This is a genomic window from Pseudomonas sp. IT-P12 (genome assembly GCF_949767465.1).
GTDB lineage: Bacteria > Pseudomonadota > Gammaproteobacteria > Pseudomonadales > Pseudomonadaceae > Aquipseudomonas.
Map to the genome: position 1 here is coordinate 77,979 of NZ_CATKPY010000001.1, position 24,196 is coordinate 102,174.

The following is a 24,196-nucleotide window of genomic DNA, read 5'->3' on the forward strand; positions in this document are numbered from 1 at the left end:
CTTTGCTGTTGAGGTCGATACATTCACGGCGCCGGGCGCGCCACGGGGAGCAGACATGCTGGAAAGGCTGTTTCAACTCAAGGCACACAACACCAATGTGCGTACCGAGATTCTTGCGGGCGTCACGACTTTCCTGGCCATGGCCTACATTCTGTTCGTCAACCCGAGCATCCTCGGCGAAACCGGCATGGACAAGGGCGCGGTGTTCGTCGCGACCTGCCTGGCCGCCGCCATCGGCTCCACGGTCATGGGCCTGATCGCCAACTACCCGATCGCCCTCGCGCCGGGCATGGGCCTGAACGCTTTCTTCACCTACACCGTGGTCCTGCACATGGGCCATACCTGGCAAGTCGCGCTGGGGGCGGTGTTCATCTCGGCGGTGCTGTTCTTCCTGCTGTCGATCTTCCGCATCCGGGAATGGATCATCAACAGCATCCCGTTGCCGCTGCGCTCGGCGATTGCCGCCGGTATCGGCCTGTTCCTGGCGCTGATCGCCCTGCACAATGCCGGCATCGTAGTCAGCAACCCGGCGACCATGGTCGGCCTGGGCGACCTGAAACAACCGGCTCCGATCCTGGCCACCCTTGGCTTCGCCCTGATCGTGGCCCTGGAAGCGCTGGCCGTACGCGGCGCGGTGCTGATCGGCATCCTGGCGGTCACCATCGTCTCGATCCTGATGGGCTTCACCCCGTTCGGTGGCGTGACGTCGATGCCACCCTCGCTGGCGCCGACCTTCCTGCAACTGGACATCAAGGGTGCACTGGACATTGGCCTGGTCAGCGTGATCTTCGCGTTCCTGTTCGTCGATCTGTTCGACAACTCGGGCACCCTGATCGGCGTCGCCAAGCGCGCCGGCCTGATGGGCAAGGACGGCCACATGCCGAAAATGGGTCGCGCGCTGATTGCCGACAGTACCGCCGCCATGGCCGGTTCGCTGCTGGGTACGTCGACCACCACCAGCTACATCGAGTCTGCAGCCGGCGTGAGCGCCGGTGGCCGCACCGGCCTGACGGCGATCGTGGTCGCGATCCTGTTCCTGCTGGCGCTGTTCTTTTCGCCACTGGCCGCCAGCGTTCCCGCTTTCGCCACCGCGCCGGCGCTGCTGTTCGTCGCCGTGCTGATGACATCCGGCCTGGCCGAAATAGACTGGGAAGACATTACCGTGGCCGCACCGGTGGTGGTCACCGCCCTGGCCATGCCGTTCACTTACTCCATCGCCAACGGCATCGCTTTCGGCTTCATCGCCTGGACGGCGATCAAGCTGCTGTCCGGTCGTGGCCGTGAACTGAACGCGGCGCTGGTGATTCTGTCGATTCTGTTCGTGATCAAGTTGGGTTGGTTCAACGCATGACTTTTGATTCCCAGGCTTACACCGTCCAGCTTGAAGAAAAGGTGGCGCGCCTGCGCGACCTGTTGGCTCCGTTCGATGCGCCCGAGCCCGTGGTGTTCGACTCGCCGCTGAAGAACTTCCGCCTGCGTGCCGAGTTCCGCCTGTGGCGTGAAGCCGGCGAGCGTCACTACGCGATGTTTTCCCAGGAAGACAAGCGCACGCCGATCCTGATCGAAGAATTCCCGATCGCCAGCCTGCGCATCAACGCCTTGATGCCGCAGCTCAAAGCCGCCTGGCAAGCCAGCTCGGCCCTGAGCCACAAGCTGTTTCAGGTGGAGTTCCTGACCACCCTGGCCGGCGACGCGATGATCACCCTGTGCTATCACCGCCCGCTGGATGAACACTGGCATGCCGCGGCATCGAAGTTGGCAGCGGACCTGAACGTCAGCGTGATCGGTCGCTCCAAGGGCAAGCGTGAGGTGATCGGTCACGACTACGTGGTCGAAAAACTTGAAGTCGGTGGTCGCACGTTCAGCTACCGCCAACCGGAAGGCGCCTTCACCCAGCCCAACGGCACCGTAAACCAGAAGATGCTCAACTGGGCCTACGATGCGCTGGGCGAGCGCACCGACGATTTGCTGGAACTGTATTGCGGCAACGGCAACTTCACCCTGCCCCTGGCGACCCGCGTGCGCAAGGTGCTGGCCACCGAAATCAGCAAGACCTCGGTCAACGCAGCCTTGAGCAACCTCAGCGAAAATGCGCTGGATAACGTCACGCTGGTGCGCCTGTCCGCCGAAGAGCTGACTGAAGCCCTGAATGAAGTGCGTCCGTTCCGTCGCCTGCACGGCATCGACCTGAAGAGCTACGAGTTTGGTAGCGTCTTCGTCGACCCGCCCCGTGCCGGCATGGACCCGGACACTTGCGAACTGACCCGACGCTTCGACAATATCCTGTACATCTCCTGCAACCCGGACACCCTGGCGGCCAACATCGCCCAGTTGCACGACACCCACCGCATCACCCGCTGTGCGATGTTCGACCAGTTCCCATGGACCCATCACATGGAATCCGGGGTGTTGCTGACCCGGCGTTAAGCGCAGCCAGCCCTGACAAAACAGCCGTCGTTCCGACGGCTTTTTTGTGCCGGCTCAGTCGGTGATTGAGGCTGGCCATGGAAACCCGCGCCAAGGCTCTGGATACGCGTAAAAAGGGTGAGCAATCCTTTCGGTAATTTGATAAACACTGCATCAGGCCCTTTATTTGATCCCTGGTGTAATCAATCATGCAGCGCACATTCGACGATCTTCAGCTCGGCAGCATCGAACTGTTTTGCCTGGCCGCCGAAGCCGGCAGTTTTACCGCCGCGGCACTGGTGGCGGGCGTCACGCCGGCAGCGGTGAGTCGCTCGGTGTCGCGCATGGAGGAACGTCTGGGTGTCAGGTTGTTCGCGCGCACCACGCGCAGCGTGAAAATGACCGACAGCGGGCGCCGGTACTACGAGGAATGCCGTCAGGCGCTGGCGCAACTGGTCGAAGCTCAACGCGAGGTGATGGGCCAGCAGCAGGAGCCTTCCGGGACCTTGCGCATCAGCATTCCGACGACCTACGCCCATCATCGGATCCTGCCGCTGCTACCGGCTTTTCGGCAGCGTTTTCCCCAGGTAAAAGTCGAGTCGCACATCAGCAATCGCAACATCGACTTTGTCGGCGAAGGCTATGACGTGGCCATTCGCGTGCGGGCGATTCCGGATTCGGGGTTGATTGCGCGGCAACTTGAAGATGCGGAACTGGTGATGATTGCCACGCCCGAATACCTCGAACGCGCGGGCACCCCGCAGACCCTGGACGACCTCAAGCAGCACGAGTGCATCCAGTACGAGTTGCCGAGCAGCGGCCGGCGAATCGCCTGGCTGTTCAACGACAACGGCGAGCAGCGCGAGATACTCGCCGAGGGCAACCTCAGTTGCTCCGACGACGTTCTGGGCGGCGTGACCCTGGCCAAACACGGCGCCGGCCTGTTTCAGACCTATCGCTTCATCGTCGAAAACGAGCTGGCCGAGGGTTCGCTGGTGGAAGTCCTCAAACCCTACGGCGGCCGCTCACGCCCTTTCACCCTGCTCTACCCGCAAAGCCGGCATATGCCGTTGCGGTTACGGGCGTTCATCGATTTTCTGCTGGAACAGCTGCCTCGTTCAAAACCCTGAAAGCGTCCGATCACCGAACACAAAAGAGTGGCGCGGGCCCTCTCCAATTGACCAAATTAACCACCTAGTACATTTTATCTCCACAGGCTGAACCTTCAGCCCATTCCAACAATAAAAAGTGGAGAGACCCGATGAACCCGATCGTTCTGGTGCTCAACGGCCCGAACCTTAACCTGCTGGGCACCCGTGAACCGGGCACCTACGGCCATGAGACCCTGGCGGACATTTCAGCCTTGTGCGGGCGTGCCGCCGAGGAGTTCGGCCTGGCGGTGGAGTTTCGCCAGACCAACCATGAAGGCGAATTGCTCGACTGGATTCACGCCGCTCGCGGTCGCTGTGCCGGGATCGTCATCAACCCCGCCGCCTGGACGCACACCTCGGTCGCCATTCGCGATGCCCTGGTTGCAAGCGAATTGCCGGTCATCGAAGTGCACCTGTCGAACGTCCATGCCCGCGAACCTTTTCGCCACCATTCCTTCGTTTCAGCGATTGCCACAGCGGTGATGGCCGGGTTCGGCAGCCATGGCTATCGACTGGCGCTGGAGCATTTCAGCCTGCGCCTGAAGGGATGAACACCATGACTCGCAACAGTGCTGTACTGGCCGGCCTGATCGGCGCCGGCATCCAGGCGTCGCGCACACCCGCGCTCCATGAGCAGGAGGGCGATGCCCAAGGCTTGCGCTACCTGTATCGCCTGATCGACCTCGATCAACTCAAGCTCGACAGCCTGGCCCTGCCCGACCTGCTGAAGGCGGCCGAACAGATGGGCTTCACCGGCCTGAACATTACCTTCCCGTGCAAGCAGACCATCATTCCCCTGCTCGACGAGTTGTCCGACGAGGCCCGGGGTATCGGTGCCGTGAACACGGTGGTGTTGAAGGATGGCAAACGCATCGGCCACAACACCGACTGCCTGGGTTTCGCCGAGGGTTTCCGTCGGGGCCTGAAGGACGCGGCGGTCGAGCGTGTCGTGCAGATGGGCGCCGGAGGTGCCGGGGCGGCGGTCGCCCATGCATTGTTGAGTGAAGGCGTACAACGTCTGAGCATTTTCGACGTGGAAACCAGCCGTGCGCAGAGCCTGGCGAACAATCTCAATCAGCACTTCGGCGCGAACCGCGCCATGGCCGGGCATGATCTGCCGGGCACGCTGGCGCAGGCCGAAGGCTTGGTCAACACCACGCCCATGGGCATGCAAAAACTGCCGGGCATGCCGGTTCCGGCGGCGCTGCTTCGACCGCAGCTATGGGTGGCGGAGATCGTTTACTTCCCACTGGAGACCGAGTTGCTGCGTCACGCCCGCGCCTTGGGTTGCCGGACGCTGGATGGCGGCAACATGGCGGTGTTCCAGGCGGTGAAGGCGTTTGAATTGTTCAGCGGCGTGGTGCCGGATGCGCAGCGGATGCTCGCGCACTTTCAGCGCATGAATGGCTGAGCAAGGACCTGGAGCCGGCGAACCGGCTCCCGTCAAACCCCGTCAGGCCTGCAGATAGCGCAACACCGACTCGCAGATCATCTGCCGGTGACGCTGTTTGACGCTTTCTTCCGGCAGGTCGATCTGAAAAATCTCACCGATCGTGTGCCGGTTCGACACGCGGTAGAAGCAGAACGAACTGATCAGCAGATGCACGTCCAGCGGCTCCAGCCCCGGGCGAAACACGCCCTCTTCGACCCCGCGCTGCAGAATCACCCCCAGTGAATCGAGAATGGTGTTGTTCATCGCCTTGATCGCATCGGAACGCTTCACATATTCAGCGTTGTGAATGTTCTCGATGCTGACGATGCGCACGAAGCCGACATTGCGGTCATGGTGATCGAAGGTGAACTCGACCAGCCGCCGAATCGCTTCCTGTGGCGCCAGTTCGGCCAGGTGCAGGCGGCTTTCGGTGTTTCGGATGTCGCCGTAGAGCTTCTCCAGCACCTCGACGTACAACTGCTCCTTGCTGCCGAAGTAGTAATAGATCATGCGCTTGGAGGTGTGAATGCGCTCAGCGATCGCATCGACGCGAGCGCCGGAAAGTCCCTGCTGGACGAACTCGACAATGGCTTCTTGAAGAATGTTCTCGCGGGTCTTTTCCGGGTTGTTCTTGCGACTCTTTCGAGGCTCGGCCAAGGGTTCGTCGGGCGCTGGGGAAAGTTCTGAAATCAAGGTCATTGTGGGCTCACGGCCATCACTGCACAGGCTGGCGATTATGAGCCGCACTGCACAGTGAAGGAAGCCGCGCGGCGTCGGTTTAACCTCGTGTTTACCAAATTCCTACAACTTGGCCTGACGAATCGTACCGCTACGGGACTTGGCCATGGCCGCCAGGCGTACCGCAACGTTGGCCGCGCCGTAACCGGCATAGCCGTTCTTGCGCTGGATGATCTCAAAGAAGAACCGGCCTTCGAACGGTTCGGTGTACACGTGAAACAGCTCGCCCCCCTGGGGGTCGCGGTCGTACAGCACGTTGTAGTAGGCCAGTTCGCTGAGGAACTCATCGTCGAAATCGAAGCGGGCCGCCAGGTCGTCGTAGTAATTGAGCGGGATGTCCAGCAACGGTACGCCCGCCTCCTTGGCACGGCTGACTTCGGCGAAGATATCGTCGCAGTCGAACGCGATGTGATGCACGCCTGAGCCACGATAACTCGACAGCGCGTGTGAGATGGCGGTGTTACGGTTCTCGGAAATGTTCAAGGGCAAGCGGATCGAACTGTCACGGCTACGCAGGGCCCGGCTCTTCACCAACCCGTAGGGGTCTGGCAGCACGACTTCATCGTCAGCCTCGAAATCCAGCAGGCTCTTGTAGAACAGCACCCAACTGTCGAGGCTGTCGGCCGGCAAGGCCATCGCCATGTGATCGATGCGCTTGAGGCCGCCACGGGCCACGGCGTTCGGTTGCAGATGGAAATCGGTGTGATAGACGTCGGCCTGCTGGTCAACCAGGTAGATCAGGCTGCCATCCGGCGCCCGCACCGCCGCCAGTTCCAACTCGTTGGGGCCGACCAGTCCGCGATAGGGCTGGCCCTTGTAAGCCACCGCCCGGGCCAGTGCGCTGGTGCTGTCCTTGACCCGCACGGCGGTGGCGCACAGCGACGGGCCGTGGGCCTCGAAAAAACTGTGGGCAAACGAATAGGGCTCGCAGTTGAGGATCAGGTTGATATCGCCCTGGCGCATCAGGCTGACGCTTTTGGACCGGTGCTGTCCGGCCTTGACGAACCCCAGTCGCTCCAGCCAATGGGACAGCTTGGCACCGAGGCTCTCGTCCACGGCAAACTCGAGAAACTCGATGCCGTTGTATTCGCTGGCCTTGGGGGTCTCGAACAGAATGTCGCTGTTCGGCGCGGGCTGGGCTTGCTGCGCCAGGCGCTCGCGGGTTTTCTCTTCCAGGTACAGCAAAGAGCGCAGGCCGTCGGCGGCATTGGCGCGCGGAGGGGCGGCACGGAAACCGTCGTTGAAGATTTCCAGCGACAACGGCCCGCTGTAACCGCTCTGGATAATCGGCGCAAGAAAGCCCGGCAGGTCGAATTCACCCTGGCCCGGGAAGCAGCGGAAATGCCGGCTCCACTCCAGCACGTCCATGGCCAGGATCGGCGCGTCGGCCATTTGTACGAAGAAGATCTTGTCGCCGGGAATATCGGCAATAGCACTCGGATCGCCCTTGAGCGACAACGTGTGGAAACTGTCGAGCAGCACGCCCAGGCTCGGGTGATCGGCCTGGCGCACGATGTTCCACACCTGTTGATAAGTGTTCACATGCCGCCCCCAGGCCAAGGCTTCGTAGCCGATGCGCAAGCCGCGTGCCCCGGCGCGTTCGGCCAGCAGACGCAGGTCGTCGACGAGAATCTGCTCGTCGCCCACCGAGTCAGGCGAAGCGTTGCTGCACACCAGCACCAGGTCGGTGCCCAGTTCCTGCATCAGGTCGAATTTGCGTTCGGCTCGTTCCAGGTTACGGGGCAGGCGCTCGCGACGGCAGCCTTCGAAGTCCCGAAACGGTTGAAACAGGGTAATGGCGATCCCGAGATCGGCGCACATCTGTTTAATTTCCCGCGGACTGCCGTCGTAGTAGAGAAGGTCATTCTCGAAAATCTCCACGCCGTCGAAACCGGCGGCGGCGATGGCTTCGAGCTTTTCCGGCAGGGTACCGCTCAAGGACACGGTGGCAATGGAACGTTGCATGGTTCGACTCCCGGTGGAGGCTTCGGCTACAGGGAAGTTGCGCCGCTTTTGAAAGAATGACCCGATTATTCAGCCACGTTTTTCAATGAGCAATTCAAAGTGTACTATCCGGTTAGTTTTGTGTTCGATTATCGAACACAATGCCCCCGTGCGAATTGACGATTTTTCGTCCACTGCGCAACATCGACGACACATTGAGTCCGGTCGTGAACCACCGGGTTCGGTCAACAACGACACACCACACCACATAAAAACAATCGGGTGGCCTACATGACTCCTTCTCAAAGCTCTCCCATGGAGCGTACCTCCATGACCCCTGCCCCCAGCGGCATCGGCGACAAGATCCGTGGCGCCATGGCTGTCGGCAAAACCCGTTGGGGCATGCTGGCGCTGGTGTTTTTCGCGACCACTCTGAACTACATCGACCGTGCCGCACTGGGTGTGATGCAGCCGATCCTGGCCAAGGAAATGAGCTGGACGGCGATGGATTACGCCAACATCAACTTCTGGTTCCAGGTCGGTTACGCCATCGGTTTCGTCCTGCAAGGCCGCCTGATCGACCGGGTCGGCGTGAAACGCGTATTCTTCTGTGCCGTCCTGCTCTGGAGCCTGGCGACCGGTGCCCATGGCCTGGCCACTTCCGCTGCCGGCTTCATGGTCTGCCGCTTTATCCTCGGGCTGACGGAAGCCGCCAACTACCCGGCCTGCGTGAAAACCACGCGCTTGTGGTTCCCTTCCGGCGAACGCGCCGTGGCCACCGGCATCTTCAATGCCGGGACCAACGTCGGGGCAATGTTCACCCCGATGCTGCTGCCGCTGATCCTGCACGCATGGGGCTGGCAGGCAGCATTCCTGTGCATGGCGGCGCTGGGGGGCATCTGGTTGCTGTTCTGGGGCTTGAAGTATTTCAACCCGGAAGACCACCCGAGCGTCAAACCCGCTGAACTGGCCTACATCCAGAAGGAAGTCGAGCCGGAACAGGCCCGCGTACCGTTCTCGCGAATCCTGCGCATGCGCGGCACCTGGGCCTTCGCCATCGCCTACTCCCTGACCGCGCCGGTGTTCTGGTTCTACCTGTACTGGCTGCCACCGTTCCTCAACCAGCAATACAACCTGGGGATCAACGTGACCCAGATGGGTATCCCGCTGATCATCATCTACCTCACGGCCGACTTCGGCAGCGTCGGTGGCGGCATCCTGTCTTCGTTCCTGATCGGTCGTGGCGTCAATCCGATCAAGGCGCGGTTGATCTCCATGTTCCTGTTCGCCTGCTGCATCATCGGCGTGGTCATGGCCGCCGGTTCGAGCAGCCTGTGGGTCGCGGTGTTCGCCATCTCCCTGGCAATCGGTGCGCACCAGGCCTGGACCGCGAACATCTGGAGCCTGGTCATGGACTACACGCCTAAACACATGATGAGTACGGTGTTCGGCTTTGGCGGCATGTGTGCAGCGATCGGCGGCATGTTCATGACGCAGTTGGTCGGCCACATTCTGACGGTCACCCACAACAACTACACCGTGCTGTTCACCCTGATTCCGGCAATGTATTTCATCGCGCTGACCTGGATGTACTTCATGGCACCGCGCAAGATTCCGAACGTTACCGAGTAAGCAGGCAGCGCAGTTCCTGTGGGAGCGAGCCGACTCGCTCCCACAGTGCTTTTTGAATGACGAGCCTCTATTTGCGGCTCTGCTGCCAGGCCGCCGCCAGGCCACTGCAGCAGATCACCGCAATCCCGATCACGGTGGTCAGGGTCGGCGTATGGGCAAACAGCAACCAGCCCAGCAAGCCGGCAAAGACAATCTGGCAGTAACCGAAGGGCGCCAGCAGTGCCGGGGCGGCGTGGCGGAACGCCTGGGTCAGGAACAGGTGTGCGGTCATCCCGCAGGCGCCCAGTGCCACCATCATCAAGCCATGCCCCACGCTGGGCATTTGCCAGAAGAACGGCACCATCGCACTCATGACAAGGGTGTTGCACAGGCCGGCGAAAAAGTTGCTGGTGGTCGGGCTGTCGATCTCACTGAGCTTGCGGGTCAGCAACTGGTAGAAGCAGAAGAACAGTGCCGAGCAGAACGGCAGCAACACCGCCGGCGTGAACAGGTCGCCGCCGGGGTGGACAATGATCAGCACCCCGACAAATCCGCAAATCACTGCAATCCACTGGCCACGGGTGACGCGTTCTCCCAGCAGCGGCACCGACAGCGCCGTCACCAGTACCGGCGCAAGAAAGTTGACCGCCGTGGCTTCGGCCAGCGGGATGTACTGCAAGCCGGTGGTGAAGAACAGGCTGGTGCCCAACAGGCATAACGCCCGAATCAATTGCAGGAGCGGCCGTTTGGTACGCAGGACGCGCAGCCCGGATTGCGGCAGGAAAATCCCCGCCATCAATACGGTGTGCACCACATACCGCGCCCAGACCACCATGACGATCGGGTAGAACCCCGACAGGTATTTCGACAAGGCGTCGTGACTGGAGAAGAGGAAGGTAGCAAGGACGATCAGCAAAATCCCCTTGAAGGGCTGGTTTACGCCGGAGAGCGGGGTGCTGACGGTCATCAGGTAATCCTTGTGTCCCACATCGAAGATCAAAAAGCGTTGCGAACCCGCGAGGTCGTACAACAACCCATACCGTAACCGTGACGGGGCCGCTTTGGCCAGATCTTCCAACCGATTATCGAACGAAGATAAAAACCCGACGCCTGAGGGAATTCGGTCGGGGATCCACGTTCAATACAACGCGCACTGCGTCGTGACACGAAAAGCCGGACGACCGGACTGGCGCCTCTCCCACTCACCAGCAACACTCATCCCACGGACAACCAGAGGATTCCCACATGCTATGGAGAAAAGGCCGGCGCAGCGACAACGTCGTCGATGCCCGTGGCGACAATGTCGGCGGCGGTGGCGGCATGCGCTTCGGTGGCGGCAAGGGGCTGAGCCTGACGGCGATCATTCTGATCGTCGGGATCGGCTGGATCACCGGCCAGGACCCGCTGCAGATCCTCGGTCAACTGACCGGGCAGATGAGCGAGCCATCGGCGCCGGCTTCGACGCAAACCCGCCAGGCGCCACCGGCCAACGATGAAGGTGCAGAGTTCGTGCGCTCGATCCTCGGTGACACGGAAGACACCTGGGGTCAGATTTTTCAGCAGGCCGGCCGGCAGTACAAGGACCCGACCCTGGTGCTGTTCAGCAACCGCGTGAACTCGGCGTGTGGCCTGGCCACCTCGGCAACCGGCCCGTTCTATTGCCCGGCTGACCAGAAGGTGTACCTGGACATGGCGTTCTTCCAGGAAATGTCGCAACGCTTTTCCGCCGCCGGCGACTTCGCCCAGGCCTACGTGATCGCTCACGAAGTCGGCCATCACGTTCAGACCTTGCTCGGTGTCTCGGCGAAAATTCAGACCGCCCGCCAGCAGGGCCGGCAAATGGAAGGCGACGGCGGCCTGCTGGTGCGTCAGGAGCTGCAAGCCGATTGCCTGGCCGGCGTCTGGGCCAACCATGCGCAGAAACGCCTGAACTGGCTGGAGCCCGGCGACATCGAGGAAGCCTTGAATGCCGCCAATGCCATCGGCGACGACCGCCTGCAACAGCAGGGTCAGGGCCGCGTGGTGCCGGACTCGTTTACCCATGGCACATCAGCGCAAAGGGTGCGCTGGTTCAAAACCGGATTTGCGCAGGGCCAGGTGGGCCAGTGCGATACCTTTGCGGCGAAAACCCTGTAAATGAAAAAGTGGCTGTTGCTTCTGTTGTTGACCAGTGCAAGTACCCAGGCTGTCGAGCAGGGGGTCAAGGAGATCAGCCCCGGCCGGCTGCTGTTGAAAGAAGGCGAGATGGCGGTGGGCATCGGCCCGGCGCCGGCGAAAATCGAACGGGTGCTGATCATCCTCCACGGGCGATTGCGCAATGCCGAAACCTATCGCCGCAACGCCGAGCGGGCGGCGCAGCAAGCCGGGCAAGATGCCAACACCTTGGTGATCGCCCCGCAATTCCTCAATGAGACCGACGTGGCCCGTCATCCCGTGGCCGATACCGTCCTGCGCTGGCAAGGCAATGAGTGGATGGCCGGCGGTTTATCCACCGCTCCATTTACCCTGAGTGCCTATGCCGCCCTCGACCAGATCATTGCCCGCCTCGGTGATCGCCGTCAGTTTCCGGATGTGAAGGACGTGGTGATCGCCGGACACTCCGGCGGCGCGCAGGTGGTTCAGCGGTACGCATTGTTGAGTCACGATCAGCCAGAACTCCAGGCGGCGGGCGTGCACGTGCGCTATGTCATCGCCAATCCGTCTTCCTATGCGTATTTCGATGAGCGACGGCCCGTGGCGTTCAGCCATGCCGGCTGCGTGGACTTCAATCGCTGGAAGTATGGCCTGGCGGACCTGCCGGCCTATGCCGAAGGTCAGACGGCACCGCAGCTGGAGGAAAAGTACGTCCAGCGCGACATCGTTTACCTGTTGGGGCAGCAGGACATCGACCCGAATCATCCGGCGTTGGACAAGGGTTGCGAAGCCAGGGCCCAGGGCGCAAACCGGCTGGCTCGCGGGCGCAATTACTTCGAGTACCTCAAGCGCCGTCATCCCCAGGGGTTGAACCAACAATTGATTGAAGTGCCCGGGGTCGGGCATGACGGCGGTGAAATGCTGATGTCGCCGCAGGGGCAGAAGGCCGTGTTCGGTCAGTGACGGAATCGCGAGCAGGCTCGCTTCCACAAGATTCACTGTGGGAGCGAGCCTGCTCGCGATGCGGCCCTCAAGCCGACAGCATTTCCCGCAACACCCCGCAATCCGCCGCATGCCAATCGGTCAATTCCGGCCAGGGGTTGTCCGGCAGGTTCACCAGCACCGTGCGTGCCCCGGCCGCCCGGCCGCAATCCAGGTCGAAACGGTAGTCGCCGACCATCACCAGCTCGCTTGCCGGCACCTTCCAGGCCTCGGCCAGCTTGAGCAGACCGCCCGGGTGCGGCTTGGGCGGTGCTTCGTCGCGGCCCAGCACATCCTCCACGGCAAAACAGTCGGCCAGGCCGATGGCTTGCAATGTCACATGCGCCAGCTCCCGCGCATTGCGCGTGAGAATCCCCAGCCGATAACCGCGCCCTGCCAGCTCGCGCACCAGTTCCACGGCACCCGGTGCCGGCTTCGACCCCAATGCCAGGTCCCGCTCATGCTCCAGCAACCAGGCGTGCTTGGCCGCGGCTTCGTCGGCCGGCAACGCCGCCAGGTGCGTGAGAATGTCGTCTTCGGCCGGAATCGCCAGCGCCACACGAATGGCCGCGAAGTCGTGCACGGCCACCGTCAGGGTGCCGTCCATGTCGAACACCCAATGGCGTACGTCGGTCAGGCTCATGCCCAATCCTTGCGGTGGCGGATCAAGCCTTCCTGAGTTACCGATGCAACGAGTTGCCCGGCTCGGTTGAAGACGCTGCCACGGGAAAAACCACGGGAATTGCCCGCCCAGGGACTGTCCATCGCGTACAGCAACCAGTCATCGGCACGCAGGTCTGCATGGAACCACAGCGCGTGATCGAGGCTGGCGACCTGCATGTCCTTGTGCCACACCGATTTGCCATGGGGCAGCAGCGAGGTGGTCAGCAGACCGAAATCCGATGCGTAGGCCAGCAGGTATTTGTGCAGCGCCGGGGAATCGGCCAGGGCGCCGTCGGCGCGGAACCACACGTACTTGATCGGATCGGCGGGCTTGGGGTTGTAGGGATCTTCCCCGGTGACCGGTCGAAACTCTATCGGCTTGGGGCACAAGAATTTTTCCCGCATGTGCTCGGGGATCAGGTGGGCTCGTTGCTGGGTCAGCTCCAGCTCCGAGGGCAGGTTTTCCGGGCCGACCACCACCGGCATTTCGCGCTGGTGCTGGAACCCTTCTTCGTCGTACTGGAACGAGGCGCTGCAGGTAAAAATCGGCTGGCCCTTCTGGATCGCCGTGACTCGACGCGTGCTGAAACTGCCGCCGTCGCGCACCCGGTCAACCTGATACACCACCGGCAGCCCGGCATCTCCAGGGCGCAGGAAATAACCATGCATCGAATGCACATGCCGCGCTTCCTCGACGGTCTGACTGGCCGCCGACAGGGACTGGCCGAGCACCTGGCCGCCGAACAGCTGGCGGAAACCCAGGTCCTGGCTGCGGCCACGAAACAGGTTTTCCTCGATCGGTTCCAGGGTCAGCAAATCGACCAGATCTTCCAACACGTGGCTCATTCGGACTCTCCTCACACAACGCAATGCCGCGCAGTCCTGGCTGCGGCGGCCCATTCAGGTTCTGGCCGGAGCCATCATGGGTGCCATTGTAAACGTCCGGGACGGCTTAGCCATGCAAGGTTTGCAGCCATTGCTCCCGGCTGATGCGGTACAGCACGTGATGACGCAGGGGATGACCGGGTGCAAGCCTGGGGTGTTCGAAGTCATCCGTCGGATCATGCTGCATGCCGATCGCCTGCATGACTTTCTCCGACGGTGTATTGATGGCGCTGGTGAAGGCCACCACCTCTTCCAGCGCCAAACGGTCAAAGCCGCAACGCAGAGCGGTCCACGCCGCCTCACTGGCGTAACCCAGGCCCCAGTGTTCACGGGCCAGGCGCCAGCCGATTTCAATGGCCGGGGTGAACGGCGCATCGAAACCGACCACGCCCAACCCGGTAAACCCGATGAAGGCCCCGGTGTCCTTGCGTTCCAGCGCCCAGAGTCCGAAACCGTGCTCGGCGAAGTGCCCGCGAACGCGCCCGATCAGCGAAGCGCTTTCCAGCCGACTCAGGGGCGCCGGGAAATAACGCATCACCTGCGGGTCGGCGCACATCGCCGCAAACGCCGGCAAATCATCGTCACGCCACTGCCGCAGCAGCAGGCGCGCGCTCTCCAGTTCCAGAATTGGCTCCATCGTGTGCTCCCCCTTCCCATGTCGCCAGTCTACAACGCTGGTAGGATCCTTCCTGCATTCCTGCCCGCCGTCCTGAATGAATACGTCATGCCATTGCCGCTGATTTACCACGATGACTACAGCCCCGAGTTTCCCGCGGACCACCGCTTCCCCATGGACAAATTCCGCCTGTTGCGCGATCACCTGGTGGACAGCGGACTGACCCGCGACGCCGACCTCCTGCGCCCGCCACTTTGCCCCCCGGAGATTCTCGCCCTTGCGCATGACGCTGCCTATATCGAACGCTACATGAACGGCGAGTTGTCCCGCGAAGACCAGCGGCGCCTCGGCCTGCCCTGGAGCGAAGCCCTGGCCCGACGTACGGTGCGCGCGGTCGGCGGTTCGGTGCTGGCGGCGGAACAGGCGCTGGAGCACGGGCTGGCCTGTCACCTGGCCGGCGGCACGCACCACGCCCATTACGATTATCCTGCGGGCTTCTGCATCTTCAATGACCTGGCGGTGATCAGCCATTACCTGCTGGAAAGCGGTCGGGTGAACCGAGTGCTGATCTTCGATTGCGATGTGCATCAGGGCGACGGCACGGCGCGCATCCTGCACAACACCCCGGAGGCGATTACCGTTTCCCTGCACTGCGAAAAGAACTTTCCTGCACGCAAAGCTCAAAGCGACTGGGACATCCCGTTGCCCATGGGCATGGGCGATGGCGAATACCTGAAAATCGTCGATGACACACTCAATTACCTGCTGCCGTTGTATCAACCGGATCTGGTGCTGTACGACGCCGGCGTGGATGTACACAAGGACGACGCGCTCGGTTACCTGAAGCTGACAGACGAAGGCGTGGCCGCAAGGGATGAAAGCGTGATGCGTCATTGCCTGGGGCGCGATATCCCGGTGGTCGGGGTGATTGGCGGTGGCTACAGCAAGGACCGGCAAGCCCTGGCTCGACGCCACGGCATCCTCCATCACAGCGCGCAACGGGTCTGGACGTCATCAGGTTGTCACTGAGTTGTGGATGCTTTACCCACAACGGCTGTGGAACCGCCTGTGGATAACCTGAGTGAAAGGTCCTGCAGGCCATAGCCGGTAAAGGCTGCAGATCGGTGGTTGTTTTTTGATCAGCCCTGAATTCATTGAGAATCCCTGTGTACTGATAGAATGCCCGGCTTGTTCAGCCAGACCGCAGCGCTTGCCATGACTCAACCCTCGACCCCCTCCCCTTCCCGCGTCGCCATCATCGGCGGTGGCCCTGCCGGCCTGATGGCCGCGGAGGTGTTGAGCCTGGCCGGCCTCAAGGTCGATCTGTACGACGGCATGCCGTCGGTGGGGCGAAAATTCCTGCTGGCCGGGGTGGGCGGCATGAACATCACCCACTCCGAAGCCTATCCGGCGTTCCTCTCACGCTACGCCGAACGTGCGCCGCAGATGGCTCCACTGCTGCGCGCCTTTGGCGCCGAGGCGCTGTGCCAGTGGATTCATGACCTGGGCATCGAAACCTTCGTCGGCAGCTCCGGCAGGGTGTTCCCCACCGACATGAAAGCCGCACCGCTGCTGCGGGCCTGGCTCAAGCGTCTGCGCGACAACGGCGTGGTTATCCACACCCGCCACCGCTGGCTCGGCTGGAATGACAGCGGCGCATTACGCATGGCCAGCCCTGAAGGTGAAAAAAACCTGCGACCCGACGCGACCCTGTTGGCCCTGGGCGGCGGCAGCTGGTCACGACTCGGCTCGGATGGCGCGTGGAGGCTGCCACTGGAACAGCGCGGCGTGGAACTGATGCCGCTGCAACCCAGTAATTGCGGTTTCGAGGTGCAGGCCTGGAGCGAGTTGATGGTCAGCAAATTCGCCGGTGCGCCGCTGAAAAACATTGCCATCGGACTCAATGACGACATTCCACGCCTCGGCGAATGTGTCATCACGGCCACCGGGGTTGAAGGCAGCCTGATCTACGCGCTGTCGGCACCGATTCGCGAAGCGATCAACCAGAACGGCTCAGCGACCCTGCACCTTGACCTGCTGCCGGGCCGCCCTGTGGATAAGATTCAGGCGGCGCTGAGCAAACCCCGTGGCTCACGCTCGATGTCCAAGCACCTGCACAGTCAATTGGGGATCGACGGTGTGAAGGCGGCATTGCTGCGCGAACTGACCACCGCCGCAGACTTCACCGATCCAGCCTTGCTGGCCCAGGCGATCAAGGCATTGCCCCTGACCCTGGTGAAAACCCGGCCACTGGACGAAGCCATCAGCAGCGCAGGCGGTGTGCGGTTCGAGTCGATGGACGAACGCTTGATGCTCAAGCGATTGCCGGGGGTGTTCTGCGCCGGGGAGATGCTCGACTGGGAAGCACCGACCGGTGGCTACCTGCTGACCGCGTGTTTCGCCAGTGGGCGGGCGGCGGGGTTGGGGATGGCGCAGTGGCTGCGGCACAGGGATTGAGAGCAGTCGCGCGCCCATCGCCGGCAACCGGTCTCGCTCCCACAGGTGCCCGCGTTCCAGCATGGAAATACGTTTGACTGTGGGAGCCGCAGTCGATCAAGGCTTGCGCTTGCGTGGCCCGGTATTGAACACCGGTACTTTTCGCACAGGCTTGATCGAAGGTTCCACTGGCGTGGTGTCGCCGCTGTCCACCCACTTGCCGAGATTGCGCTTGCCGCCACCACCGGACGCCTTCGGCTTCTTCGGTTTTTTCGGCTTCTTGATCACCTGGCCGCTGGCATCCGTCTCCGGTACGCGGTGCTCAGGCTCGAAGTCCTGCTCCATCTGCCGGGGCAAGGTCTGACGGGTCAACGTCTCGATGGCCGACAGCAGGTTCACCTCGTCAGCGCACACCAGGGAAATAGCCTGGCCGGTAGCGCCCGCGCGCCCGGTCCGTCCGATGCGATGAATGTAATCTTCGGCCACGATCGGCAAGTCGAAATTGACCACCAATGGCAGGTCTTCGATATCCAGGCCACGGGCCGCCACGTCGGTGGCCACGAGGATCTGCACTTCGCTGGCCTTGAAGCGGTCCAGTGCGCGCTGGCGAGTAGCCTGCGGCTTGTCGCCATGGATGCCGTCGGCATTGACGCCCAGCCCCTGGAGTTTTTCCACCAGCGCGTCCACCCCATTACGGGTCTTGGCGAACACCAGTACCTGCTTCCACTTGCCCTTGCGCATCAAGTGCACGAACAGTTCGGGCTTGCGCTTTTTGTCCACCGTCACCACCCACTGCTTGACGGTGTTGGCCGCCACGTTGCGGGGACTGACTTCAATGCTCAGCGGGTCATTGAGCATCTGCCCGGCCAGCAGGCGGATGGCGTCGGAGAAAGTCGCGGAGAACAACAGGGTCTGACGTTTCTTCGGCAGCGCCTTGTAGATGTTCGCCAGTTCTTCGGAAAAACCCAGGTCGAGCATGCGATCGGCCTCGTCCAGCACCAGGGTCTGCAACTGGTTGAACTTGAGGGCGTTCTGGCGGAACAGATCGAGCAGGCGGCCCGGCGTTGCGACCAACAGGTCCACGCCGCCGCGCAGCTTCATCATTTGCGGGTTGATGCTGACACCGCCGTACACCGCATAGGTGCGCAGCGGCAGGTTCTCGGCGTACTGGCGCACGGCCTCGTGGACCTGCTCGGCGAGCTCGCGGGTCGGCACCAGGATCAGCGCGCGTACCGAGTTGGCGGTGACTTTCGGCCCTTCCATGGCCAGCAATTGCAGGAGCGGCAGCGCGAAGCCGGCGGTCTTGCCGGTGCCGGTCTGGGCGGCGGCCATCAGGTCGCGACCGGCCAGCACCGCCGGAATGGCTTGCGCCTGAACCGGCGTCGGGGTCTGGTAGCCGAGCTTCTCGAGAGAGCGCAGCAAGGGGTCGATCAGGCCAAGGGTGGCGAAAGTCATGGGATTACCGTAGGAAAATTCAGCGCGGGTTGTTCAAACAAGGAGCAATGCCGCGCAGTTTACCCTAATTCACACTCGATTCTGCCTGCGCCACCGCAGCCGGTCGTTGCGGCGCCCGCCGCCACTGCGGCAAACCGATCAACACCACGGCACTGATGATCACCAGCATCGCCAGCGCTTCCTCGATCCCGATGCTCTCGCCGGCAAACACGATTCCCAGCAACACCGCCACCGCCGGGTTGACGTAGGCATAGCTGGTGGCCGCTGCCGGACGCACGTTTTTCAACAGGTACATGTAGGCATTGAAGGCAATGATCGAACCGAAGAGGATCAGGTACGCCAACGCGACCCAGCCTTCCAGGGGCGGCATGGGCGGCAGGTGCTCGCCGCTCACCGCGCTGCCGATCAACAAAGCCACGCCCCCCACCAGCATTTCCACAGCACTGGCCATCGCGCCCTGGGGCAACGGCAGGTGCTTGCTCCAGACCGAGCCAAACGCCCAGGTCGCCGCCGCAAACACCAGCAACGCCGCGCCCAACGGGCTGGACTGCAGGTTGGAGCCCAGATTCAACATGGCAATGCCTATCAACCCGAGGACAATCCCGGCCCACTCCAGGCGTGTATTGCGCGCGCCCCAGAAATAACCACAGAGCAGGGTAAACAGCGGCACCGTGGCCACCGCCAGCGCAGCAACACCCGAGGCGACGCCGGTATGCTCGGCCACGCTCACCGCGCCATTGCCGCAACTGAGCAGCAGGATCCCGATGATCCCCGCCGCCTTCCACTGCGCCCAGGTGGGCGCCGGCACCCCGCGCCAGCGCAGGAAGGCATACATCAGCGTCCCGGCAATCACGAAGCGAATACCGGCGAGCAACAGCGGTGGCCAGTATTCGATACCGATGCGGATGACCAGGTACGTCGAGCCCCAAATCACGTACAGCGCGAAAAAGGCAGCGATCAACGGCAAGGGAAAACGACGAAGGCCAGACATGGGGTAGCTCGCAGGCAGAACAGGTGAGTGGCTATTCTAGAAAGGCCAACCGCGGAAAATAAGTTACAAAACCTGTTTATAGCGCCGGTACACTTTTCAAATCACGGAGATCGACGCTATAAACCGTGCTTTCGAAAGTCGGCCATTTTCAGGAGTCGAATCATGGACAAATACGACCGCATGCTCCTCGGCGCCCTGCTGGAAAACGGCCGGGCGTCCTACGCCGACCTCGCGCGCAAGGTCAACCTGTCCGCCCCCGCCGTGGCCGAACGCGTGGCCAAACTGGAAGCCTGCGGGGTGATCACCGGCTATCAGGCGAAAGTCGACATGGCCAAGCTCGGCCTGCCGATCCAGTGCGTGATTGAACTGCGCCTGAACCAGCACGGCAACCAGAAGGCCTACGACGACCTGATCAAAATTCCGCAACTGACCGAATGCCACCGGGTCACCGGCGATCCGTGCGTGATCATGCAGGCGGCGGTGGGTTCGATGCCGGAACTGGAGGCGTTGATCAACCGGATCGCCAAGTTCGGTTTCAGCAAGACGTCGATCGTGCTGTCCAGCGCCATCGAAAAGCGCGTGCCGTTGGGGCATATCGAAGGCAACGGCAAGGCTTGAAGCCTCCCCGACACCGGTGGGAGCGAGCTTGCTCGCGAAAGCGATTGATCAATCAACACAGTTGTTGACTGATACGCCGCCATCGCGAGCAGGGTTGGCCGTTTTTCAGAACCCGCGATGGCGCTTGAGGTGGTCATGGATCTTCGCCGCCGGGACTTTCTGCAAACTCACCAGCAGGTCATGGGACAGCTCGCGCAAGCCATGCGTTTGCCGCAACTCCTGCGCCAGGTGTGCGGTCAGGTTGGCCGCCATTTCGGCGTCGGCCATCGCCCGGTGGGCTTGGCCGGTGTGGGGCAACTGGGCGAAGGTGGTGAGGGTGCCGAGCTTGTGGTTGGGCGCCGCCGGCATCAGGCGGCGGGCCAGCAGCAGCGAACAGGCGAAGTTCTGCAAACGCGTGCGCTTGATCCGCCCCAGTTCGAAGTCCCAGAACTTCTGGTCGAACGCGGCGTTGTGCGCCAGCAGTGGCGTGGTGCCGACGAACTCGTTGACCTCGTTCATCACCCGCTCGGCCGGCGGCGCGCTGCGCAGCATGGCGTTGCTGATGCCGGTCAGCTGCTCGATGAACGCCGGGACCCGCACGCCCGCGTTCATCAGGCTCTGGTAACGCTCGACGATGCGCCCCTGTTCAAGGATCACCACGGCAATTTCCGTGGCCCGGCAGCTGCTGCTCGGGGAGATCCCGGTGGTTTCAAAGTCGATGACTGCAATGCGTTCCAAACCGGTTTCAACTCCGTATCAATCAATTCTTGAGCAGCAAGGCACCTTCGATCGGCACATAGCGGCTGGCGGCGCGGATCAGCGAATTGGCCGTCAGGCCCGGTACGCCGTAGGCTACTGCCTGGACCCCATGCTTGCTGATGATGCGCTCGAGCAACATGTCGAAATCACCGTCGCCGGAGGCCAGCACCACTTCGTCGACGTGATCCGCCGCGTCCATGATGTCGAGGGTGATGCCCACGTCCCAGTCACCCTTGGCCGAGCCGTCGCTGCGCTGGATGTAGGGCTTGAGCTTCACGGTGAAGCCCAGGTTGCGCAGGATCTGCTGGAACTGCTGCTGTTTGCTGTCACCGCGATCGATCGCGTAGGCGTAGGCTTCGACGATCTCGCCCTGTTTGCTGACATCAGCCCACAGCGCGGCATAGTTGAAGTGGCAACCATAAGCCTGGCGCACGGTGTAATAGAGGTTTTGGACATCGGCGAACACGGCAATTTTTTTCACCGGTTTTCCTCAAGGCTAAATCAGCCACCTGGCGCGAAAAGTGGCCCAGTATGCCAGCCTCGAGGAATGTTCCGCGAATAATCGGCCCGGAGCGCCGCAGCGCTCCGGACGAACGGCAGGTCAGACCGGCCGATCAGACATAGGAATCGTCGTCGCCACCAAAGAACGACGAGCCGTCATCGCTGTAGTCGGAGTCGGCGTAACCGCCCTGGTCATGGGCATTGTCGGCCACACGCTGGTCATCGCCCCAGCCGTTGTCAGCGTGCTGATCGTTGACCTGCGCCGGCTCTTCGCGAATCACTTCGACCACGTCTGGCTGCTGATGATGGCTGAACAGGCTGCTGATGCCCTGGGCCAGCATTACGCCACCCGCGACACCGGCGGCGGTTTTCAACGCACCGCCGAGAAAACCGCTGCCCGCCGGCGGTGGCGGCGCATAGTTGGGCGGCGGTGGCGGTGCAGCGAAGTTCTGTTGGGGTGCAGGGGCGCCGAACGACGAACGCCCCGGCTCACGCCAGCCCCCGCTGACCGGCGGTGCGCTGGGTGCAGGAGTGTCGCGGGAGGCGCCACCGAAAATACTCGACAGGAAACCACCACCGCTCGGCGCTGCGGCGGGCGCCTGCGCCTTGGCCGATTGCAGTTCGGCCTGCAATTGCCGGACTTGCTCGGCGAGCTGCCGGTTCTGCGCGTCGAGGTTTTTGATCGCAGCCTCCTGCACCAGAATGGCCTGGGTCATGAAGTAGCCCGCCGCAGGTTGGCGAGTCAGGTGCTCCTTGATCCGCGCCTCGGCCTGGGCGTCGCGCGGGGCTGCGTCCCTTTCGGCCTGCTGCAGCCGGGAAAACAGTCCATCGATCAGGGTTTGTTCTTCGCTGTTCATGGCGACCTCTCAGATTGCCGGAAATCATTGCCCTTCTCCCGTGAGGATACGGTGCCTGACCTTAATGGAGGCTGAAACAACTTGATTCAATAACCTTTACCGAACGTTTACGTTTGCGCCCTGACGCGCTGCATCGGTTAAAGTGGGCCACTGCTTTCAACCTGCGATACCCACTGATGAATCCGTTCGACGTACTGCGCGACTCCTTGTATTTCTTCAAACGCAATCTGGGCCAGATCGTGCGGCTGTGTCTGCCGCTGGTGATTTTCGAAGCCTTGCTGCAACAGGTGGTCGATCGCTCCACCGAACCGGACAGCTTTCCCGGTATCAGTGTCATCGTCGGCCTGCTGGTGTACCCGCTGTACACCGCCGCGTTGATCCTGTTCCTCGATGCCCGCAGCCGCGGCGAGTCGCCGAGCACCCGCGAGCTGCTGTCGAGGTCCGCCTACCTGTGGCCGCGTTTCGCCCTGCTGACCGCGCTCAACACCTTGCTGATCCTGCTTGGCCTGTCGTTGTATTTCCTGCCGGGCATCTGGCTGATGGTGGCCCTGGCCTTTGGCGAATACCTGCTGGTGCTGCGTGGCCTGGCGCCACTGGCCGCGATGAAGGAAAGCCTGCGCCAGACCCGCGGCCATTTCCTGCGCATCCTGGTGTGCATCCTGTGCGTGATGGGACCGTTGTGGGTGCTCAAGGGCTTGACCCTGCAGGTGTACCCGGAGCCGCAGAACCCGGTGATTTCCCTGCTGATCGACAGCGCCCACAGCTTTTTGCAGCTGTTTACCAGCGTGGTGCTGTTCCGCTTGTTCATGCTGATCAGCGACGCCTCCGAAAAAGCCGACCGGCCACTCTGAACAGGGAATGGATGTGCAGGCCGTTTTTGCTCGGTTATGCTCGGGCCCTCTCTTTGTAACGCTATAAGCCGAGCCATGACCCGTCTACTGCGCTACACCCTGCTGGGCCTGCTGATTGTGATCGGTCTGACGGCCTTGCTGATCTACAGCCTGACCTGGCGTCCCGAAGCCCGGGAAGTGCTGCCGGTGACTTGCAACGCCAAGGCGCCGACACTGGTGCCGGGCCAGGCGCTGAAAGTCATGACCTGGAACGTCCAATACCTGGCGGGCAAGCGCTACGTGTTCTGGAATGACCTGGCGGCCGGTCCCGACGAAGGCCCGACCGACGCCGACATGGCCTTCAGTCTCGATGAAGTGGCGCGGGTGGTGCGGGATGAACAGCCGGACATCCTGCTGCTGCAGGAACTCGACGACGGCGCCAAGGCCAGCGACTACCAGAATCAATTGAAACTGCTCCAGGAGCGGGTCGCCGACCTGTACCCGTGCAGCACCCATGCCTTCGACTGGAAAGCCGATTTCGTGCCGCTGCCACCGATCTACGGCAGCGTCGGCCGGCAACTGGCGACGCTCAGCCGCTATCAGGTCGAGCATGCCGAGCGCCTGCAATTGCCGGTCGCGCCAGCCAACTTCATCAGCCGTCAGTTCAAACCCAGAAACGCCTTGCTGGTGAGCTACCTGCCACTGAGCGATGGTGGCCAGATCGCCGTGCTCAACACGCACCTGGATCGCGCCTTGCAGCCGGACGACACCCTGCAATCCCAGGTCACCGCCGTGGCCAAAGTACTCGACAGGTTCGAAAGCCGTGGCACCCCGTGGCTGATCGGTGGCGACTTCAACCTGTTGCCCCTGAGCCAGTATCGACGCCTGCCCACCGAACAACGCACGCCCTACTCCGCCGACAGCGCCCTGCATGTGTTATGGGACAAGTACCCGATGATCCCCACCAACAACGAAGCCGGCGGGATCGATCGGGCACGCTGGCTCACCCATTACCCGAATGACCCGGGACTGAGCGGGCCGGACCGCACGGTCGACTACCTGTTCTACAGTCCGCGCATCAAACGGGTCGAGGCGATGGTGCGGCAGGACGATACCTTGCGCATTTCCGATCACTTGCCGGTGATCGGGCGGTTTTTGTTGCCGGCGGCGCCTTAGTCCCACCGAACAAACAGTGGGAGCGGGCCAGGAA

The 24,196-nt window shown here is 62.2% G+C and carries 24 protein-coding genes; 13 read left to right on the forward strand and 11 right to left on the reverse strand.

Going from position 1 to position 24,196, the window contains the following annotated elements:
• Positions 1-55 precede the first annotated feature (55 nt).
• From ACM6IM_RS00380 to ACM6IM_RS00400, 5 genes are all read left to right on the forward strand, one after another.
• Positions 56-1,351 carry an NCS2 family permease gene (locus ACM6IM_RS00380; protein WP_192309098.1) on the forward strand — a complete coding sequence of 432 codons (1,296 nt, stop codon included), beginning with the start codon at positions 56-58 and terminating at the stop codon, positions 1,349-1,351.
• Positions 1,348-2,427, forward strand: coding sequence for a tRNA (uridine(54)-C5)-methyltransferase TrmA (gene trmA / locus ACM6IM_RS00385; RefSeq protein ID WP_414863865.1), 1,080 nt, complete (start codon positions 1,348-1,350; stop codon positions 2,425-2,427). Before ACM6IM_RS00380 ends, trmA begins: the two co-directional genes overlap by 4 nt.
• A 188-nt stretch (positions 2,428-2,615) precedes the next feature.
• Positions 2,616-3,536, forward strand: coding sequence for a LysR family transcriptional regulator (locus ACM6IM_RS00390; RefSeq protein WP_201194944.1), 921 nt, complete (start codon positions 2,616-2,618; stop codon positions 3,534-3,536).
• A 131-nt stretch (positions 3,537-3,667) separates the two neighbouring features.
• Positions 3,668-4,108, forward strand: a complete 441-nt coding sequence (gene aroQ, locus ACM6IM_RS00395) for a type II 3-dehydroquinate dehydratase (RefSeq protein WP_192309104.1) — start codon at positions 3,668-3,670, stop codon at positions 4,106-4,108.
• A gap of 5 nt (positions 4,109-4,113) precedes the next feature.
• On the forward strand, positions 4,114-4,968 hold the full coding sequence (locus ACM6IM_RS00400) for a shikimate dehydrogenase (RefSeq protein ID WP_414863866.1): 855 nt from the start codon (positions 4,114-4,116) through the stop codon (positions 4,966-4,968).
• Between the two features lie 42 nt (positions 4,969-5,010).
• On the opposite strand, the gene ACM6IM_RS00405 is transcribed toward ACM6IM_RS00400, so the two are convergent.
• Both ACM6IM_RS00405 and quiC read right to left on the reverse strand, forming a co-directional pair.
• Entirely contained in the window at positions 5,011-5,688 is a 678-nt protein-coding gene (locus ACM6IM_RS00405; protein WP_414863867.1) for a TetR/AcrR family transcriptional regulator, read from the reverse strand.
• Between the two features lie 102 nt (positions 5,689-5,790).
• Positions 5,791-7,692 (reverse strand): 3-dehydroshikimate dehydratase QuiC, encoded by a 1,902-nt coding sequence (gene quiC / locus ACM6IM_RS00410; protein WP_414863868.1) that lies wholly within the window; start codon positions 7,690-7,692, stop codon positions 5,791-5,793.
• A gap of 294 nt (positions 7,693-7,986) precedes the next feature.
• On the opposite strand from quiC, the gene ACM6IM_RS00415 reads away from it, so the two are divergent.
• Positions 7,987-9,303, forward strand: a complete 1,317-nt coding sequence (locus tag ACM6IM_RS00415; RefSeq protein ID WP_414863912.1) for an MFS transporter — start codon at positions 7,987-7,989, stop codon at positions 9,301-9,303.
• Between the two features lie 67 nt (positions 9,304-9,370).
• Here ACM6IM_RS00415 and ACM6IM_RS00420 read toward each other — a convergent pair whose 3' ends face one another.
• Positions 9,371-10,249, reverse strand: a complete 879-nt coding sequence (locus ACM6IM_RS00420) for a DMT family transporter (protein ID WP_192309114.1) — start codon at positions 10,247-10,249, stop codon at positions 9,371-9,373.
• 278 nt (positions 10,250-10,527) lie between these two features.
• Here ACM6IM_RS00420 and ACM6IM_RS00425 point away from each other — a divergent pair, with 278 nt between their 5' ends.
• Positions 10,528-11,418, forward strand: coding sequence for a neutral zinc metallopeptidase (locus ACM6IM_RS00425; protein ID WP_414863869.1), 891 nt, complete (start codon positions 10,528-10,530; stop codon positions 11,416-11,418).
• Entirely contained in the window at positions 11,419-12,378 is a 960-nt protein-coding gene (locus tag ACM6IM_RS00430; protein WP_414863870.1) for an alpha/beta hydrolase, read from the forward strand.
• A 67-nt stretch (positions 12,379-12,445) separates the two neighbouring features.
• Here ACM6IM_RS00430 and ACM6IM_RS00435 read toward each other — a convergent pair whose 3' ends face one another.
• From ACM6IM_RS00435 to ACM6IM_RS00445, 3 genes are all read right to left on the reverse strand, one after another.
• Positions 12,446-13,039, reverse strand: a complete 594-nt coding sequence (locus ACM6IM_RS00435) for an HAD family hydrolase (RefSeq protein ID WP_192309120.1) — start codon at positions 13,037-13,039, stop codon at positions 12,446-12,448.
• The gene (gene tesB, locus ACM6IM_RS00440; protein ID WP_192309122.1) at positions 13,036-13,905 is read right to left on the reverse strand and encodes an acyl-CoA thioesterase II; all 870 of its coding nucleotides are present in this window, start codon (positions 13,903-13,905) and stop codon (positions 13,036-13,038) included. The genes ACM6IM_RS00435 and tesB overlap by 4 nt, the downstream gene beginning before the upstream one ends.
• Before the next feature lie 106 nt (positions 13,906-14,011).
• Positions 14,012-14,581, reverse strand: coding sequence for a GNAT family N-acetyltransferase (locus ACM6IM_RS00445; RefSeq protein WP_414863871.1), 570 nt, complete (start codon positions 14,579-14,581; stop codon positions 14,012-14,014).
• Between the two features lie 87 nt (positions 14,582-14,668).
• On the opposite strand from ACM6IM_RS00445, the gene ACM6IM_RS00450 reads away from it, so the two are divergent.
• Both ACM6IM_RS00450 and ACM6IM_RS00455 read left to right on the forward strand, forming a co-directional pair.
• Complete coding sequence (locus ACM6IM_RS00450; protein ID WP_414863872.1) at positions 14,669-15,589, forward strand: histone deacetylase; 921 nt, start codon at positions 14,669-14,671, stop codon at positions 15,587-15,589.
• Between the two features lie 186 nt (positions 15,590-15,775).
• Entirely contained in the window at positions 15,776-17,017 is a 1,242-nt protein-coding gene (locus ACM6IM_RS00455) for a TIGR03862 family flavoprotein (RefSeq protein ID WP_414863873.1), read from the forward strand.
• Between the two features lie 96 nt (positions 17,018-17,113).
• Here the strand turns inward: ACM6IM_RS00455 and ACM6IM_RS00460 are convergent, their stop codons facing one another.
• Entirely contained in the window at positions 17,114-18,451 is a 1,338-nt protein-coding gene (locus ACM6IM_RS00460) for a DEAD/DEAH box helicase (protein WP_414863874.1), read from the reverse strand.
• A 64-nt stretch (positions 18,452-18,515) separates the two neighbouring features.
• Positions 18,516-19,442, reverse strand: coding sequence for a drug/metabolite exporter YedA (gene yedA / locus ACM6IM_RS00465; protein WP_192309129.1), 927 nt, complete (start codon positions 19,440-19,442; stop codon positions 18,516-18,518).
• A 162-nt stretch (positions 19,443-19,604) separates the two neighbouring features.
• Here yedA and ACM6IM_RS00470 point away from each other — a divergent pair, with 162 nt between their 5' ends.
• Positions 19,605-20,060 carry an Lrp/AsnC family transcriptional regulator gene (locus ACM6IM_RS00470; RefSeq protein WP_192309130.1) on the forward strand — a complete coding sequence of 152 codons (456 nt, stop codon included), beginning with the start codon at positions 19,605-19,607 and terminating at the stop codon, positions 20,058-20,060.
• A gap of 105 nt (positions 20,061-20,165) precedes the next feature.
• On the opposite strand, the gene ACM6IM_RS00475 is transcribed toward ACM6IM_RS00470, so the two are convergent.
• From ACM6IM_RS00475 to ACM6IM_RS00485, 3 genes are all read right to left on the reverse strand, one after another.
• A complete protein-coding gene (locus tag ACM6IM_RS00475; protein ID WP_192309131.1) occupies positions 20,166-20,777 on the reverse strand; it encodes a PolC-type DNA polymerase III in 612 nt (203 codons plus the stop codon).
• Between the two features lie 22 nt (positions 20,778-20,799).
• Positions 20,800-21,279, reverse strand: coding sequence for an NYN domain-containing protein (locus ACM6IM_RS00480; RefSeq protein WP_034148167.1), 480 nt, complete (start codon positions 21,277-21,279; stop codon positions 20,800-20,802).
• A gap of 133 nt (positions 21,280-21,412) precedes the next feature.
• Positions 21,413-22,156, reverse strand: coding sequence for a DUF2076 domain-containing protein (locus ACM6IM_RS00485; protein WP_414863875.1), 744 nt, complete (start codon positions 22,154-22,156; stop codon positions 21,413-21,415).
• A gap of 176 nt (positions 22,157-22,332) precedes the next feature.
• Between ACM6IM_RS00485 and ACM6IM_RS00490 the strand changes: the two genes are divergently transcribed.
• Both ACM6IM_RS00490 and ACM6IM_RS00495 read left to right on the forward strand, forming a co-directional pair.
• Positions 22,333-23,007 (forward strand): YciC family protein, encoded by a 675-nt coding sequence (locus ACM6IM_RS00490; protein ID WP_192309134.1) that lies wholly within the window; start codon positions 22,333-22,335, stop codon positions 23,005-23,007.
• 75 nt (positions 23,008-23,082) lie between these two features.
• Positions 23,083-24,162, forward strand: coding sequence for an endonuclease/exonuclease/phosphatase family protein (locus ACM6IM_RS00495; RefSeq protein WP_414863876.1), 1,080 nt, complete (start codon positions 23,083-23,085; stop codon positions 24,160-24,162).
• Positions 24,163-24,196: the final 34 nt, after the last annotated feature.

Bases quoted from the DNA above. Each gene is read 5' to 3' on its own strand.
- ACM6IM_RS00380 (WP_192309098.1), top strand. From the start codon at position 56: ATGCTGGAAAGGCTGTTTCAACTCAAGGCACACAACACCAATGTGCGT.
- ACM6IM_RS00390 (WP_201194944.1), top strand. From the start codon at position 2,616: ATGCAGCGCACATTCGACGATCTTCAGCTCGGCAGCATCGAACTGTTT.
- tesB (WP_192309122.1), bottom strand. From the start codon at position 13,905: ATGAGCCACGTGTTGGAAGATCTGGTCGATTTGCTGACCCTGGAACCG.
- ACM6IM_RS00435 (WP_192309120.1), bottom strand. From the start codon at position 13,039: ATGAGCCTGACCGACGTACGCCATTGGGTGTTCGACATGGACGGCACC.
- ACM6IM_RS00400 (WP_414863866.1), top strand. From the start codon at position 4,114: ATGACTCGCAACAGTGCTGTACTGGCCGGCCTGATCGGCGCCGGCATC.
- ACM6IM_RS00425 (WP_414863869.1), top strand. From the start codon at position 10,528: ATGCTATGGAGAAAAGGCCGGCGCAGCGACAACGTCGTCGATGCCCGT.
- ACM6IM_RS00405 (WP_414863867.1), bottom strand. From the start codon at position 5,688: ATGACCTTGATTTCAGAACTTTCCCCAGCGCCCGACGAACCCTTGGCC.
- ACM6IM_RS00450 (WP_414863872.1), top strand. From the start codon at position 14,669: ATGCCATTGCCGCTGATTTACCACGATGACTACAGCCCCGAGTTTCCC.
- trmA (WP_414863865.1), top strand. From the start codon at position 1,348: ATGACTTTTGATTCCCAGGCTTACACCGTCCAGCTTGAAGAAAAGGTG.
- ACM6IM_RS00420 (WP_192309114.1), bottom strand. From the start codon at position 10,249: ATGACCGTCAGCACCCCGCTCTCCGGCGTAAACCAGCCCTTCAAGGGG.
- ACM6IM_RS00445 (WP_414863871.1), bottom strand. From the start codon at position 14,581: ATGGAGCCAATTCTGGAACTGGAGAGCGCGCGCCTGCTGCTGCGGCAG.
- ACM6IM_RS00490 (WP_192309134.1), top strand. From the start codon at position 22,333: ATGAATCCGTTCGACGTACTGCGCGACTCCTTGTATTTCTTCAAACGC.
- ACM6IM_RS00455 (WP_414863873.1), top strand. From the start codon at position 15,776: ATGACTCAACCCTCGACCCCCTCCCCTTCCCGCGTCGCCATCATCGGC.
- ACM6IM_RS00495 (WP_414863876.1), top strand. From the start codon at position 23,083: ATGACCCGTCTACTGCGCTACACCCTGCTGGGCCTGCTGATTGTGATC.
- ACM6IM_RS00415 (WP_414863912.1), top strand. From the start codon at position 7,987: ATGGAGCGTACCTCCATGACCCCTGCCCCCAGCGGCATCGGCGACAAG.
- ACM6IM_RS00470 (WP_192309130.1), top strand. From the start codon at position 19,605: ATGGACAAATACGACCGCATGCTCCTCGGCGCCCTGCTGGAAAACGGC.
- quiC (WP_414863868.1), bottom strand. From the start codon at position 7,692: ATGCAACGTTCCATTGCCACCGTGTCCTTGAGCGGTACCCTGCCGGAA.
- aroQ (WP_192309104.1), top strand. From the start codon at position 3,668: ATGAACCCGATCGTTCTGGTGCTCAACGGCCCGAACCTTAACCTGCTG.
- ACM6IM_RS00460 (WP_414863874.1), bottom strand. From the start codon at position 18,451: ATGACTTTCGCCACCCTTGGCCTGATCGACCCCTTGCTGCGCTCTCTC.
- yedA (WP_192309129.1), bottom strand. From the start codon at position 19,442: ATGTCTGGCCTTCGTCGTTTTCCCTTGCCGTTGATCGCTGCCTTTTTC.
- ACM6IM_RS00430 (WP_414863870.1), top strand. From the start codon at position 11,419: ATGAAAAAGTGGCTGTTGCTTCTGTTGTTGACCAGTGCAAGTACCCAG.
- ACM6IM_RS00485 (WP_414863875.1), bottom strand. From the start codon at position 22,156: ATGAACAGCGAAGAACAAACCCTGATCGATGGACTGTTTTCCCGGCTG.